The following is a 13,298-nucleotide window of genomic DNA, read 5'->3' on the forward strand; positions in this document are numbered from 1 at the left end:
CCTCGCTTTTACATCGCCGTCCATACTGATGCCGACCTGCACGCTACACCCCCTGCCCTACCAGCCCGACCCTGCCGCCTATTTCGCCCACCTGCGCCAGGCCCCCGGTGCGATCCTGCTCGACAGCGCGCGCCCCGGTGCCGAACGCGGGCGTTTCGACCTGCTCAGCGCCTGGCCGCTGCAACAACTGCAGGCGCAGCCCGATGAAGATGGCCGCGCCTTCCTCCAGCGCCTGCGCGCTGGCCTGGCACAACTGGGCCACGCCGACTTGCCCAACGGTGTAGAACTGCCCTTTGCCGGGGGCCTGATCGGCTACCTGAGCTACGACTTCGGCCGCCGCCTGGAACACCTGCCAAGTCTGGCCGTGGACGACCTGGGCCTGCCAGACGCACAACTGGGCCTGTATGCCTGGGCACTGGTCAGCGATCATCTGCTCGGCACCAGCCAGCTGGTGTTCCACCCGAGCCTGGCCGGCGACGAACGCGAACGCCTTATCAGCCTGTTCCAGGACACCAGCGCCACCACCGGCGACTTCCGGCTGCTCGCGCCGATGGCCGGTGACCTGGAGCCGGAGCAATACAAAACCGCTTTCGACCAGGCACAACGCTACATCCAGGCCGGTGACTGCTACCAGATCAACCTCACCCAACGCTTTCGCGCGCCCTGCCAAGGCGATCCATGGCGGGCCTACCAGGCCCTGCGCCAGGCCTGCCCGACCCCTTTCTCCGGCTACCAGCAATTGGCCGACGGCAGTACCCTGCTGAGCTTTTCGCCCGAGCGCTTCATCCGCGTCAGCCAGGGCCAGGTGGAAACCCGGCCGATCAAGGGCACCCGCCCACGCGCCAGCGACCCGGCGGAAGACCAGCGTAATGCCCAAGAGCTGCTGCACAGCCCGAAGGACCGCTCGGAAAACCTGATGATCGTCGACCTGCTGCGCAACGACCTGGGGCGCACGTGCGAGATTGGCTCAGTGAAGGTACCGGAACTGTTCAGCCTGGAGAGTTACCCCAACGTGCACCATCTGGTCAGCAGCATCACCGGCCAGCTGGCCAGCGACAAGGATGCGCTGGACCTGATCGGCGACAGCTTCCCTGGCGGCTCGATCACCGGCGCACCGAAGATCCGCGCCATGCAGATCATCGACGAACTGGAACCCGCGCGCCGCGCACTTTACTGCGGCTCGCTGCTGTATGTGGATGTGCGCGGCGAAATGGACAGTTCGATCGCCATTCGCAGCTTGCTGATCAAAGATGGTCAGGTCAATTGCTGGGGCGGCGGGGCGGTGGTAGCCGACTCGCAGTGGCAGGCCGAGTATGAAGAGTCGATCGCCAAAGTGCGGGTGCTGATGCAGACCCTGCAGGGCTTGTGAGCCCATCCAGACCACGTTTTTTGTTACCATCCCCCTACTACGAGCGCACAGCGCCACAGCCAAGATGGAAACCGCCTGATGAGCCAACCCTTCGACGTCGCCGCCCTGGCCGCGACCTATGCCAACAAGTCCCCGCAGGACATCCTCAAGCTTGCCTTCGAGCACTTCGGTGATGACCTGTGGATCTCCTTCAGCGGCGCCGAGGATGTGGTGCTGGTCGACATGGCCTGGAAGCTGAACAAGCTGGTAAAGGTATTCAGCCTCGACACTGGGCGCCTGCACCCGGAAACCTACCGGTTCATCGACCAGGTACGCGAACAGTACAACCTGCCGATCGAGATCCTCAGCCCCGACCGCGCCAAGCTCGACCCGTTCGTCAAGGAAAAGGGCCTGTTCAGCTTCTACAAGGACGGCCATGGCGAGTGCTGCGGCATTCGCAAGATCGAGCCGCTGCGACGCAAGCTGGCCACCGTCAGCGCCTGGGCCACCGGCCAGCGCCGCGACCAAAGCCCAGGCACCCGCAGCCAGGTGGCGGCACTGGAAATCGACAGCGCCTTTTCCACACCTGAGCGCACGCTGTACAAGTTCAACCCACTGGCGCAGATGAGCAGTGAAGAGGTATGGGGTTATATCCGCATGCTCGAGCTGCCGTACAACAGCCTGCACGAGCGTGGCTTCATCAGCATTGGCTGCGAGCCATGCACCCGCCCGGTGCTGCCAAACCAGCATGAGCGCGAAGGGCGCTGGTGGTGGGAAGAGTCGACGCAGAAGGAATGCGGGTTGCATGCGGGCAACCTGATCAGCAAGGCTTGAGATAGCTAGGGCGGCCTGTAGGAGCGGGTTTACCCGCGAAGAAGACACCGCGGTGGATGGCACGGGCTTCGCCCGTGTTCGCGGGCAAGCCCGCTCCCACAGGGATCGCGCCAGCTTTTAGACATTGAGCAAGGGCCGTTACTCCCACAGCGACCCCATCACCCCCGAATCAGTGCACCGGCAGTTCGACGCCTTCGAACAATTCTTCCAGCTCTTGCTTGTTATGGCACTGAATGGCCTTGGCCATCACTTCACGAGTCAGGTGCGGGGCAAACTTTTCGATGAAGTCGCACATGAAGCCGCGCAGGAAGGTACCCCGACGGAAGCCGATCTTGGTGATGCTGGCTTCGAACAGCTCACTGGCATCCAGCGCCACCAAGTCACTGTCGAGCTTGGCGTCCACAGCCATGCCGGCAACGATACCAACGCCCAGCCCCAGGCGCACATACGTCTTGATCACGTCGGCGTCAGCCGCGGTGAAGACCACTTTTGGCGTGAGGCCGCGGTGATTGAACGCCTCATCCAGCTTTGAGCGCCCGGTGAAGCCGAACACGTAGGTGACGATCGGATATTCGGCGACGGCTTCCAGGGTCAGTTTCGGCAGCTTGGCCAGCGGGTGCCCCTGTGGCACCACGACGCAACGGTTCCACTTGTAGCACGGCATCATGATCAGGTCGCCGAACAGCTCCAGCGCCTCGGTGGCGATGGCGAAATCGACCGTACCGTCCGCAGCCATCTCGGCAATCTGCATGGGCGAACCCTGATGCATGTGCAGGGACACTTCCGGATACTGCTTGATAAAGCTGCTGATAACCGGCGGCAACGCATAGCGCGCCTGGGTGTGGGTGGTGGCGATGGACAGCGTGCCCTTCTTCTCGTTGGAGAACTCCTGGGCAATCTGCTTGATGCTCTCGACCTTGCGCAGGATTTCGCCTGCGGTATTGATGATGCGCTCACCGGCCGGGGTCACGCGGGTCAGATGCTTGCCGCTGCGGGCAAAGACTTCAACACCCAATTCGTCTTCGAGCAGGCGGATCTGCTTGCTGATACCTGGCTGGGAGGTATACAGGCTCTGCGCCGTCGCGGAGACGTTGAGGTCATGGTGCGCCACTTCCCAGATGTAGCGCAGTTGTTGAAGCTTCATAGGTTTCCCTCGGTTCAGCGGTGAGTCCGCGGCAGCAGGCAGCGACGATATATAACTATATTAGTGGTTCTGGAAATAAATCTAGAACTATTTTGTTACATGCCCACGGAAATGGACTGCACCTATCTTCACGTTTTCCTACGCCCCAGATGCTGCGCCAAGGGCACCATGTACACCGGCACCGGCGACAGCTGCAGCAGCCGCACCGCCGTGCGCCCCAGCGGTACATCCACCCCGGCACCGGCACTGTGGCTACCGAATATCAACAGGTCGACGCTTAGCCGCTGGGCCTGGTCGAGAATCACCTGCGCCGGGTCACCCTGCCGCACACGCACGGCCTTGATCACCGCCAGGTCAGCCTCTTCGCCCAGCTCGTCGCGAAAGTTTTCCAGCACACGCTGCTCTATGTTCGCCATCACTGTGTTCACCCCCTGGCTGTGCAATTGATCGAGCGTCTGCTCATCGAGGTAACTTTGCAGGAGGGATTCGGCGAACTGGCCCATCGGCTCGACCGCGTGGATCACATACAACTCGGCACCGAACGTGCGCGCCAGGGCCAGTGCGTGTTGCATCACGAAAGGGGCGTAGACACCGAGGTCGGTGGCGTACAGCATGGAGCGGATCATTCGACCTCCTCGACTGCCGCAGCGGCAGAGCAAGCTTCAGCTTAGCAGCGCGCCGGACGCTCGCTTTGCCGTCCGGCGCGCTGCTGCCGTGGGCTGGAGGGCCCTGCCGTAGCCTCGGCCACCCTCAGGCCGGCCGGCCGCTGCTGTCGATGAAACTCAGCGCTTGGTACAGCATTTCAATGCGCGGCATGCTGCAGCCTGCCGCCCGTGCGCGTGCCAGCGGCTCGGCGTAAATGGCCTCCAGCTCCAGCGGGCGTTTGTGGACATGGTCGTGATACATGCTCGGCCAGTAGTCGGGCATGCGCTCGGTCACCTGGAACAAGTGCTCGGCATAGCCCGCGGGCAGTACATGGCCACAGGCTGCCGCCCCCTGCACCACCTCGGCCATCAAGGCCTGTATCAGCTCGCGGCTATTGCTGTCGGCCATCAGTGGCGAAGTGCTGGCCCCCAGTAGCACCGACAGCCCGTTGTAAGGCACGTTCCACACCAGCTTCTGCCAGCGCGCCAAGGCCAGGTTCGGCATGGCCTGCGAGTCGATCCCCGCAGCCTGGAACAACCCGGCGCCTTCATTCACCAGCGCGACACCGCAATCGGTGGCCGGCCCACTGTGATACCCCAGGTTGACCGCCCCCAGCGCCTGGTGGCGGATTACACCTGGCGCCTGACGGTTGACGCAGATGAAGCACAGGCCGCCGAGCAGGTGCATGTCGCTGCGCAAGGCCGGACGCAACTGCTCCTCGACACCCAGGCCATTCTGCAACAGCACCACCTTGGCGCCGGGCGCAGCAGCCTGGACGATCAACGGTGCCAACTGCTCGTTGCTGGTGGCCTTGGCCCCGATCAGGAGCCAGTCACAGGGCGGAATGTCGGCGGCACTGACGTAAGCCTGCACATTCATGTGCAGTGCGCCATGCACGGCACTGTCCAGGCTCAGTCCGCGCTCACAAACGGCCTGGTACTCGCTGCGCAACAGAAAATGCACATCGAAACCGGCCCGGGCCAGCATCAATCCATAAAAGCCGCCGATGGCGCCACTGCCGATGATGCCGATGCGAGGGGGGTGCGAATGCATGACAATCTCCAGGTAAAGGGTCAGCACTCTTTTTACACAGGTTACGTAGCGCTGGGCAGTCCATACGCGCGCAACACCCTCGCTCAGGTAAAAACCCCACAATGACTGGGTTCAGCCCATTGTCGTGCCATCTGTAACGCGCTAAGGTTCGGCTCCCCGCTGCGATTATTCTTGCTGCTGGGCCGCACGGGGATAGTTGGCGGCCGGCACCCGTGACCTGACGAGTAACACGATGGCTGATTTACCGATCGATGACTTGAACGTTGCCTCCAACGAGACCCTGATCACCCCTGATCAGCTCAAGAAGGAAATCCCCCTCAGCGCCAAGGCCCTGCAGACCGTGACTGCCGGCCGTGAAGTGGTGCGCAATATTCTCGACGGCAAGGACCATCGCCTGTTCGTCGTGGTCGGCCCTTGCTCCATCCACGACATCAAGGCAGCCCACGAATACGCCGAGCGCCTGAAAGTGCTGGCCGAAGAAGTGTCCGATACGCTGTACCTGGTAATGCGCGTGTACTTCGAAAAGCCGCGCACCACCGTCGGCTGGAAAGGCCTGATCAACGATCCGTACCTGGATGACTCGTTCAAGATCCAGGACGGCCTGCACATCGGCCGCAAGCTGCTGCTGGACCTGGCCGAAATGGGCCTGCCGACCGCCACCGAAGCGCTCGACCCTATTTCGCCGCAGTACCTGCAAGACCTGATCAGCTGGTCGGCCATCGGTGCCCGCACCACCGAATCGCAAACACACCGCGAGATGGCCTCGGGCCTGTCCTCGGCGGTGGGTTTCAAGAACGGCACCGACGGCGGCCTGACCGTTGCCATCAATGCCCTGCAGTCTGTGTCCAAGCCGCACCGCTTCCTGGGCATCAACCAGGAAGGCGGCGTGTCGATCGTCACCACCAAGGGCAACCCATACGGCCACGTGGTACTGCGCGGCGGCAATGGCAAGCCGAACTACGACTCGGTCAGCGTCGCCCTGTGCGAACAGGACCTGGCCAAGGCCAAGATCAAGGCCAACATCATGGTCGACTGCAGCCATGCCAACTCCAACAAGGACCCGGCCCTGCAACCGCTGGTGATGGAGAACGTCGCCAACCAGATTCTGGAAGGCAACCAGTCGATCATCGGCCTGATGGTCGAAAGCCACCTGAACTGGGGCTGTCAGTCCATTCCGAAAAACCTGGACGATTTGCAATATGGCGTGTCGATCACGGACGCCTGCATCGACTGGTCGGCTACCGAGAAAACCCTGCGCAGCATGCATGCCAAGCTCAAGGATGTGCTGCCGCAGCGTAAGCGCGGCTGAACATTGCGGGAATGAAAAACGCCGGGCACTGCCCGGCGTTTTTTGTTGTGTCTGGTGCCTGTCGTCAGCTCAGGCCTTGCTCGAATGCCGCTGCTGGCGCTCCATGTAACGCTCCACGTACGAGCAAGACGGGATCACCGTGTAACCCATCTGATCGGCGTACTCCAGAGCCCGCTCGGTCAGGGCGGCAGCGATCCCACGGCCGCGCAGGGCGTTGGGCACGAAGGTGCGATAGATGTCCAGCGTCTGCTTGCCCAGATCCATGTACGTCAAGTAGGCACGATGACCGTCCACGTTGGTCTCGAACTGATGACCGGCCTGGTCATGGTGGATGGTCAGCGCTTCGCTCATCACTACTCCTCGCAGGTCTTCTCGGCAGACCCTTACCTTAACCGATGGTGGTTTATCCGGCACAGAATCCTCTACGCCACCTGTTGCCGCTTCGACCATTGGACGATTGTAATCGTTCGGATCGCCTGGCACTCACAAGATAGTAGGCACCCCGAGCGGGAATGCTCAAGGTGGTGGCGGTTAAAAAAGGTCGAAACGCCGCCCGGGTGACTTTCCCAAGCCCGCCCCAACAGCCACCGGATGTTCTAGGGCTTAAGACGCTGATCGACAGTTAAAGTCACCCTTAGTTCAACAAAAAAGTTCCTGCAGCACAACCGCTTGCGAACCCTGCAGATTTTTTTCACAGACACGTCGCAAATCTTGTCGGCGCGGAGTCAAGCAACATTTTTTTTGCAGTTCTTGCGCTCTGTCAGTTTACTTACTACAAGTAATGGGTACTATGTACGCCGGCCAGTTTCTCTTTCCTGAGAGATGGCTATTTAATAGAAAGTCCTTGAAGGGGAACACGATGAACAACGTTCTGAAATTCTCTGCTCTGGCTCTGGCCGCAGTTCTGGCTACCGGTTGCAGCAGCGTATCCAAAGAAACCGAAGCTCGTCTGACTGCGACTGAAGACGCAGCAGCTCGCGCTCAAGCTCGTGCTGACGAAGCCTACCGTAAGGCTGACGACGCAATGGCAGCCGCTCAGAAGGCTCAGCAGACCGCTGACGAAGCCAACGAGCGCGCCCTGCGTATGCTGGACAAAGCCAGCCGCAAGTAATAATCCTCACGGATTGTTAAGAAGCCGACCCACTTGTGGGTCGGCTTTTTTATTGCCCTTGAAACCGGTAAACGCGGTCATCAGGTACGAAAAGGCCTGCACTAAGGGCAGGCCTGGGTACGCCGAAATTACCTTACTGCAGTTCGGGCGGAATGCTCGACACCATCGGTGCGGCCCCTTGGTTTTCCACCGGCACGGCAATTTCTACCGGCATGCCATCTTCTGCAGCCACCACGTCACGCACCATGTCCCAGTTCATGCGTAGGTTATTGGCCAGGTCTTCACGCTTGAGCAAGGCATTGATAACTGCGGTGTGTTTGTCGACCACTGACGGGTTACCCTGGTCATCCAGCGGCGTGTGCGCCTCAAGATAGACCTTGCCGGCGCTGATACCGAACTTGTAAGGCTCGTTGATGATGCGCACTGGCGTGCCCACCGGCACCATTTTCGACAGTTCAAGCACGTTGTTGTTGAACATGCGGAAGCAACCGTGACTGGTGCGCATGCCAATACCGAACTTCTTGTTCGAACCATGGATCAGATAGCCCGGTACGCCCAAGGTGAACTTGAACGGCCCCAGCGGGTTGTCCGGGCCAGCCGGCACCACAGTTGGCAGGATATCACCGTCCTCGGCGTGCTCTTTGCGAATCGAAGCGGGCGGCGTCCAGGTCGGGTTGGGCGTCTTGGCGGTGATCTTGGTGTTGGCGATCGGCGACCCCCACCCCTCGCGACCAATGCCCAACGGGAAGGTGTACACCACGCTCTCCCCCTTGGGGAAGTAGTACATGCGGTACTCAGCCAGATTGATGACGATGCCTTCGCGCGGGCCCGGCGGCAGAACGAAACGGGTTGGCAGGATGATCTCGGTGCCGGCGCCCGGCAGCCAAGGGTCCACGCCGGGGTTGGCGGCAATCATTTCCAGGTAGCCGAGGTCGTTCGCGGTGCCGATATCGGCGAACGTGTCCTCGTACTTTGCCTTGATCACATGCACTTGGCCGACGATGTCTTCACCGGGCGGTGGCAGTGGCAGCTCCAGCGCAGCAGCGGGGCCCGCTACCAACAGGGCGGCCAGGGACAGGCTACGGGTGACGGCAGGAAAGCGCGGCAACATCCGGTAAATCCTTCGAAAGGTGGGTCAAGAGGATCGATTGTACACCCGCGCCGATGCAAGCGGGAGGCATTGGCACGTTGCAAGCGTTTCAGATGATGAAAGGTGCTTTTCGTTCAGCTGCCGTGCAGCTCTGGCCACACCGGACGCATGCCACGTCGCTGGGCATCGAGGATGGCACGGCACAGCTCACAAAGGCGACCATCGCGGTAGATCGATCGCGGCACCCCCGACCAACGCGGCTGGGCTGGCAGCAGGCCGCCACACAAAGTACGGTCGACCGGCACGCCCAGCTCGAGCTGGCGGGCCACGAGGTGGACGCGGCTTTCCTGGCAGGCGAACAGGTCGAGCTGCTCGTCGGGCTCGATCAGTTGATAGGCATACAGGGACCAGGCAGGGCGCGGCATTTGGAGCACTCGAAACGGGGGGCGCAACATTAGCCCAAAGGCGGCCCCGTTTAAAGCTTCACAGCAAGGGTTTTATCGCCGGCCAGGCATTTTCCAGCAGGCGCTGCTGAGCCCCCTGGGCCGGATGGATGCCATCAGCCTGCATCAGTTCAGGCACTCCCCCTACCCCTTCGAGGAAAAACGGCACCAAAGGAACCTGTTTGTCCGCTGCCAGCTGTTCATACACCTTGGCAAAGGCGGTGGTGTAACGCACACCATAATTGGGCGGCAGGCGCATGCCCAATAGCAGCACCTTGGCCCCTGCCTGACGCGAATGCTCGATCATCGAGGCAAGATTTTGTTGCAATTGTGCAGGCGGCTGCCCGCGCAGGCCATCGTTGCCGCCCAGTTCCAGCACCACCAGGCTCGGTTTATGTGCTGCAAGCAGCGCCGGCAGCCGCGCCTGGCCACCTGCGCTGGTGTCGCCACTGATCGAAGCATTGACCACTTTGTCGTCAAAACCTTCGTCCCTGAGGCGGGCCTGCAAGAGAGACACCCAGCCCTGACGGCTATCCAGGCCAAAACCGGCGCTGATACTATCGCCAACAACCAGCAGTGTTCCTGCCGCTGCGCTCTGGGCCAGGCAATACAGGGCCAGACCGGCACTCAACCACCACACTCGCATCGGATTCTCCATGAGCCCCAGCATTCTCGTTGCGCAGAACCTTAGCAAAGTGGTCCCCAGCGCGGAAGGTGACCTTACCATCCTCCACGCACTGTCTCTCGACCTGGCCCAAGGCGACAGCCTGGCCATCGTCGGCGCCTCGGGCTCTGGCAAGTCGACCCTGCTCGGTTTGCTCGCCGGCCTCGACCGGCCCAGCGCTGGCAGCGTCATGCTCGCCGGCCACGACCTGGGGCCACTGGATGAAGACCAGCGTGCCCGTGTGCGAGCCGAACATGTGGGTTTCGTGTTCCAGTCGTTCCAGTTGCTCGACAGCCTCAATGCACTGGAAAACGTCATGCTGCCACTGGAACTGGACGGCCGCCGCGATGCCCGCGAACAGGCTCGCACTTTGCTGGAGCGGGTCGGCCTGGGCAAGCGCCTGAGCCACACACCTCGGCAGCTCTCGGGCGGCGAGCAGCAGCGCGTGGCAATCGCCCGCGCCTTCGCCGCGCAGCCTGCGGTGCTGTTCGCCGATGAGCCCACCGGTAACCTCGACAGCCACACCGGCGAGCGCATCAGCGATCTGTTGTTCGAGCTGAACAAGGAGCGCGGCACTACCCTGGTGCTGGTCACCCATGACGAACGCCTGGCCCGCCGCTGCCGGCGCCAGATACGCCTGGACGCGGGCCGCCTTGTGGCGCCGATGGAGGTCTGGTGAGCCATATGCCGCTGTCCCGCCTGTGTGGCCTGGCACTGCGCCAGTTGCTGCGCGATGTTCGCGCCAGTGAAGTGCGCGTGCTGTTCTTTGCCCTGTTGGTGGCGGTAGCCGCCAGCACCGCCATCGGCTATTTCGGCGCCCGCCTCAACGGCGCCATGCAGCTGCGCGCCAGCGAGTTCCTGGGCGCCGATCTGGTACTGCAGGGCAGCGCCCCGGCCCGCGAGCAACAACTCGATGCCGGCAAGGCACTGGGCTTGCGCCACGCACACGTGGTCGAGTTCACCAGCGTGGTCGGCGGCGACAATGGCATCCAGCTGTCCAGCGTCAAGGCCGCCGACGGCGCCTATCCGTTGCGCGGGCAAGTACGCAGCGCTCCGGCACCCTATGCCGAAGAAACACCCGGCGGCGGCCCTGCCCCTGGCGAAGTGTGGGTCGAACCGCGCCTGTTGGCGGCACTGGGGCTGGCGATCGGCGACAGCATCGACGTGGGCATGAAAACCCTGCGCATGAGCCGCGTGCTTACCTACGAACCGGACCGCGCCAACAACTTCTACAGCCTTACCCCACGCGTGATGATGAACCTGGCCGACCTGGAAGCCACCGGCGTGATCCAGCCGGGCAGCCGGGTCACCTACCGTGACCTGTGGCGCGGCAATGCCGAGGCGCTGGCGCAGTACCGTCAGGCCGTGGAAAAAGACCTGGCCGCCAACCAGCGCCTGCGTGACACCCGCGATGGCAACCAACAGATCGGCGGCGCGCTGGGCAAAGCCGAACGCTACCTGAACATGGCCAGCCTGGTAGCTGTGCTGCTGGCAGGCGTGGCCGTGGCACTGTCGGCCAGTCGCTATGCCGCACGCCGACTGGACGCCAGCGCTCTGCTGCGCTGCCTGGGCCTGTCGCGCCACCAGGCATTGGGCTTGTATTGCTTGCAACTGGCCATGCTCGGCCTGGTCGCTGCCCTGGCCGGCGCCTTGCTCGGCTGGCTGGCTCAGCTGGGCCTGTTCCGCCTGCTGCACGGCTTGCTGCCGAGCGTGGTGCCCGCCGGCGGCATCGTTCCAGCGCTGGCAGGTATCGGTACCGGGTTGGTCGCACTGGCTGGCTTTGCCCTGCCGCCGATTGCAGCACTGGGCCAAGTACCGCCTCTGCGTGTGCTGCGCCGTGACCTGCTGCCGATACCTGCGAGCAGTTGGCTGGTGTACGGCGCCGCCCTGCTCGCCCTGGGCCTGATCATGTGGCGCCTGAGCCTCGATCTGCTGCTCACCTTTGCCCTGCTCGGTGGCGGTCTGGTCGCTGCACTTCTGCTCGGCGGCCTGCTGTTGCTCGGTTTACGCAGCCTGCGCCAGCTGCTGGCCGGTGCGCCACTCACCTGGCGTCTGGGGCTGGGCCAGCTATTGCGTCACCCCATGGCGGCAGCAGGCCAAGCCCTGGCATTCGGCCTGATACTGCTGGCCATGGCCTTGGTCGCCCTGCTGCGCGCAGAGCTGCTCGATACCTGGCAAGCACAGCTACCCAAGGATGCGCCTAACCACTTCGCCCTGAACATCCTGCCAGATGACCGTGAGCTGTTCATTCAACACCTGCACCAGGTCAATGCCGCTTCAGCGCCGCTGTACCCGGTGACGCCCGGGCGCCTGGTGCAAATCAATGAAAAACCGGTACAGCAGGTGGTCAGCAAGGACTCGGCAGGCGAGCGCGCCGTGCAGCGCGACCTCAGCCTGACCTGGGCCGCCGCGTTGCCCGAAGGCAACGTGCTGACCGCCGGCAACTGGTGGCAAGCCTTGCCAGCCGACAACGACATCCCCGGGGTTTCAGTGGAGGCGGAGCTGGCCAGCAGCCTGAAACTGCAGATGGGCGACCTGCTGACGTTCGATATTGGCGGCCAGCAGCGCCAGGCCCGCGTGAGCAGCCTGCGCAACGTGCATTGGGACAGCTTCCAGCCGAACTTCTACATGATCTTCCAGCCTGGCACGCTGCAGGGGCTGCCGACCACTTACCTGACCAGCTTCTACCTGGCACCGGGGCATGACCTGGATGTCGTCGCGCTGTCACGGGCGTTTCCGGCGGTGACCATCCTGCAGGTGGATGCCTTGCTCGACCAGCTGCGCAGCATTCTCGCCCAGGTAACCCTGGCGGTAGAGTATGTGCTGCTGTTCGTGCTGGCCGCCGGGCTGGCAGTGCTGTTCGCTGGCTTGCAGGCCACGCTGGACGAGCGCATTCGCCAAGGCGCACTGTTGCGCGCACTGGGCGCGGCGCGGCCGTTGCTGGTCAAGGCCCGGCGTATCGAGTTCGGCCTGCTGGGTGCGGCCAGCGGGCTATTGGCGGCCGTGGGCTGCGAACTGATTACCTGGGTGCTGTACCGCTATGCCTTCGACTTGCAGTGGAGCCCGCACCCGTGGCTGCTGGTGTTGCCGCTGACGGGGGCGCTGCTGGTGGGTGGTGCTGGGGTGCTGGGAACGCGGCGGGCGTTGAATGCCAGCCCGCTGGCGGTGTTGCGCGAGGCTTGAGGCCTGGCTGTCAGAGCCTCTGCAGGGACAGCACATGCCTCAAGCTGACGCAAGGCGGGCCAGTCAGTTCGTCGATACGCCCTGGCCGTAACGGATGCTGCTCACATACCAGGTCGCTTCACCGGTAGGTGTATGCACCACCACCTCATCACCCTCCTCCTTCTTCAGCAAGGCACGGGCCATGGGCGAATCGATCGAGATGTAATCGTTGCGCCCATAGATCTCGTCGTAGCCGACAATGCGAAACTTCATGGTCTCGCCCTCGTCGTTCTCGATCTCAACCCAGGCACCGAAAAACACTTTGCCTTCCTGCTCGGGCGAGTACGCCACCACTTTCACATCTTCAAGCCGCTTGCGCAGGTATCGCACCCTGCGGTCGATTTCGCGCAGCAGCTTCTTGTTGTACTGGTATTATCACCCCACCCCAAGCCCTACTATTTCTAGCAACCCGCCCCTCAGCCCCTCAAGCCCCGG

The 13,298-nt window shown here is 62.6% G+C and carries 13 protein-coding genes and 1 pseudogene; 6 read left to right on the forward strand and 8 right to left on the reverse strand.

Annotated elements, in window-relative coordinates:
• Window positions 1-28 precede the first annotated feature (28 nt).
• The gene (gene pabB / locus ACF8FG_RS17750) at window positions 29-1,369 is read left to right on the forward strand and encodes an aminodeoxychorismate synthase component I (RefSeq protein WP_392519000.1); all 1,341 of its coding nucleotides are present in this window, start codon (window positions 29-31) and stop codon (window positions 1,367-1,369) included.
• A 78-nt stretch (window positions 1,370-1,447) separates the two neighbouring features.
• Complete coding sequence (locus ACF8FG_RS17755; protein ID WP_318078901.1) at window positions 1,448-2,182, forward strand: phosphoadenylyl-sulfate reductase; 735 nt, start codon at window positions 1,448-1,450, stop codon at window positions 2,180-2,182.
• Between the two features lie 169 nt (window positions 2,183-2,351).
• On the opposite strand, the gene cysB is transcribed toward ACF8FG_RS17755, so the two are convergent.
• The 3 genes from cysB to ACF8FG_RS17770 all read right to left on the reverse strand — a co-directional run bounded on the left by cysB (window position 2,352) and on the right by ACF8FG_RS17770 (window position 5,024).
• Window positions 2,352-3,326 carry an HTH-type transcriptional regulator CysB gene (gene cysB / locus ACF8FG_RS17760; RefSeq protein WP_010953293.1) on the reverse strand — a complete coding sequence of 325 codons (975 nt, stop codon included), beginning with the start codon at window positions 3,324-3,326 and terminating at the stop codon, window positions 2,352-2,354.
• A 128-nt stretch (window positions 3,327-3,454) separates the two neighbouring features.
• Entirely contained in the window at window positions 3,455-3,952 is a 498-nt protein-coding gene (locus tag ACF8FG_RS17765; RefSeq protein WP_003250295.1) for a universal stress protein, read from the reverse strand.
• A 124-nt stretch (window positions 3,953-4,076) separates the two neighbouring features.
• The gene (locus ACF8FG_RS17770; RefSeq protein ID WP_318078900.1) at window positions 4,077-5,024 is read right to left on the reverse strand and encodes a putative 2-dehydropantoate 2-reductase; all 948 of its coding nucleotides are present in this window, start codon (window positions 5,022-5,024) and stop codon (window positions 4,077-4,079) included.
• 232 nt (window positions 5,025-5,256) lie between these two features.
• On the opposite strand from ACF8FG_RS17770, the gene ACF8FG_RS17775 reads away from it, so the two are divergent.
• A complete protein-coding gene (locus ACF8FG_RS17775) occupies window positions 5,257-6,333 on the forward strand; it encodes a 3-deoxy-7-phosphoheptulonate synthase (RefSeq protein WP_014591663.1) in 1,077 nt (358 codons plus the stop codon).
• Between the two features lie 69 nt (window positions 6,334-6,402).
• Here the strand turns inward: ACF8FG_RS17775 and ACF8FG_RS17780 are convergent, their stop codons facing one another.
• Entirely contained in the window at window positions 6,403-6,684 is a 282-nt protein-coding gene (locus ACF8FG_RS17780; RefSeq protein WP_014591664.1) for a GNAT family N-acetyltransferase, read from the reverse strand.
• A 508-nt stretch (window positions 6,685-7,192) separates the two neighbouring features.
• Between ACF8FG_RS17780 and ACF8FG_RS17785 the strand changes: the two genes are divergently transcribed.
• On the forward strand, window positions 7,193-7,444 hold the full coding sequence (locus tag ACF8FG_RS17785; RefSeq protein WP_003250288.1) for an Lpp/OprI family alanine-zipper lipoprotein: 252 nt from the start codon (window positions 7,193-7,195) through the stop codon (window positions 7,442-7,444).
• Window positions 7,445-7,577: 133 nt separating this feature from the next.
• Here ACF8FG_RS17785 and ACF8FG_RS17790 read toward each other — a convergent pair whose 3' ends face one another.
• The 3 genes from ACF8FG_RS17790 to ACF8FG_RS17800 form a co-directional block, all read right to left on the reverse strand.
• Complete coding sequence (locus tag ACF8FG_RS17790; protein WP_110159754.1) at window positions 7,578-8,555, reverse strand: L,D-transpeptidase family protein; 978 nt, start codon at window positions 8,553-8,555, stop codon at window positions 7,578-7,580.
• Between the two features lie 113 nt (window positions 8,556-8,668).
• Entirely contained in the window at window positions 8,669-8,959 is a 291-nt protein-coding gene (locus tag ACF8FG_RS17795) for a hypothetical protein (RefSeq protein WP_014591666.1), read from the reverse strand.
• Window positions 8,960-9,017: 58 nt separating this feature from the next.
• On the reverse strand, window positions 9,018-9,623 hold the full coding sequence (locus ACF8FG_RS17800; RefSeq protein ID WP_014591667.1) for an arylesterase: 606 nt from the start codon (window positions 9,621-9,623) through the stop codon (window positions 9,018-9,020).
• Window positions 9,624-9,633: 10 nt separating this feature from the next.
• Here ACF8FG_RS17800 and ACF8FG_RS17805 point away from each other — a divergent pair, with 10 nt between their 5' ends.
• Window positions 9,634-10,320, forward strand: a complete 687-nt coding sequence (locus ACF8FG_RS17805; RefSeq protein WP_020192892.1) for an ABC transporter ATP-binding protein — start codon at window positions 9,634-9,636, stop codon at window positions 10,318-10,320.
• Window positions 10,317-12,824 carry an FtsX-like permease family protein gene (locus ACF8FG_RS17810; protein ID WP_318078899.1) on the forward strand — a complete coding sequence of 836 codons (2,508 nt, stop codon included), beginning with the start codon at window positions 10,317-10,319 and terminating at the stop codon, window positions 12,822-12,824. The genes ACF8FG_RS17805 and ACF8FG_RS17810 overlap by 4 nt, the downstream gene beginning before the upstream one ends.
• 63 nt (window positions 12,825-12,887) lie before the next feature.
• On the opposite strand, the pseudogene greB reads toward ACF8FG_RS17810, so the two are convergent.
• Window positions 12,888-13,235 (reverse strand): annotated as a pseudogene (gene greB, locus ACF8FG_RS17815) (transcription elongation factor GreB); the annotation flags it as partial.
• Window positions 13,236-13,298 lie beyond the last annotated feature (63 nt).

This window comes from Pseudomonas sp. YQ_6 (assembly GCF_043103245.1).
Lineage (GTDB): Bacteria > Pseudomonadota > Gammaproteobacteria > Pseudomonadales > Pseudomonadaceae > Aquipseudomonas > Aquipseudomonas alloputida.

Excerpts from the sequence above, each read along its gene's own strand:
- pabB (WP_392519000.1), top strand. The coding sequence starts at position 29 with ATGCCGACCTGCACGCTACACCCCCTGCCCTACCAGCCCGACCCTGCC.
- ACF8FG_RS17755 (WP_318078901.1), top strand. The coding sequence starts at position 1,448 with ATGAGCCAACCCTTCGACGTCGCCGCCCTGGCCGCGACCTATGCCAAC.
- cysB (WP_010953293.1), bottom strand. The coding sequence starts at position 3,326 with ATGAAGCTTCAACAACTGCGCTACATCTGGGAAGTGGCGCACCATGAC.
- ACF8FG_RS17765 (WP_003250295.1), bottom strand. The coding sequence starts at position 3,952 with ATGATCCGCTCCATGCTGTACGCCACCGACCTCGGTGTCTACGCCCCT.
- ACF8FG_RS17770 (WP_318078900.1), bottom strand. The coding sequence starts at position 5,024 with ATGCATTCGCACCCCCCTCGCATCGGCATCATCGGCAGTGGCGCCATC.
- ACF8FG_RS17775 (WP_014591663.1), top strand. The coding sequence starts at position 5,257 with ATGGCTGATTTACCGATCGATGACTTGAACGTTGCCTCCAACGAGACC.
- ACF8FG_RS17780 (WP_014591664.1), bottom strand. The coding sequence starts at position 6,684 with ATGAGCGAAGCGCTGACCATCCACCATGACCAGGCCGGTCATCAGTTC.
- ACF8FG_RS17785 (WP_003250288.1), top strand. The coding sequence starts at position 7,193 with ATGAACAACGTTCTGAAATTCTCTGCTCTGGCTCTGGCCGCAGTTCTG.
- ACF8FG_RS17790 (WP_110159754.1), bottom strand. The coding sequence starts at position 8,555 with ATGTTGCCGCGCTTTCCTGCCGTCACCCGTAGCCTGTCCCTGGCCGCC.
- ACF8FG_RS17795 (WP_014591666.1), bottom strand. The coding sequence starts at position 8,959 with ATGCCGCGCCCTGCCTGGTCCCTGTATGCCTATCAACTGATCGAGCCC.
- ACF8FG_RS17800 (WP_014591667.1), bottom strand. The coding sequence starts at position 9,623 with ATGCGAGTGTGGTGGTTGAGTGCCGGTCTGGCCCTGTATTGCCTGGCC.
- ACF8FG_RS17805 (WP_020192892.1), top strand. The coding sequence starts at position 9,634 with ATGAGCCCCAGCATTCTCGTTGCGCAGAACCTTAGCAAAGTGGTCCCC.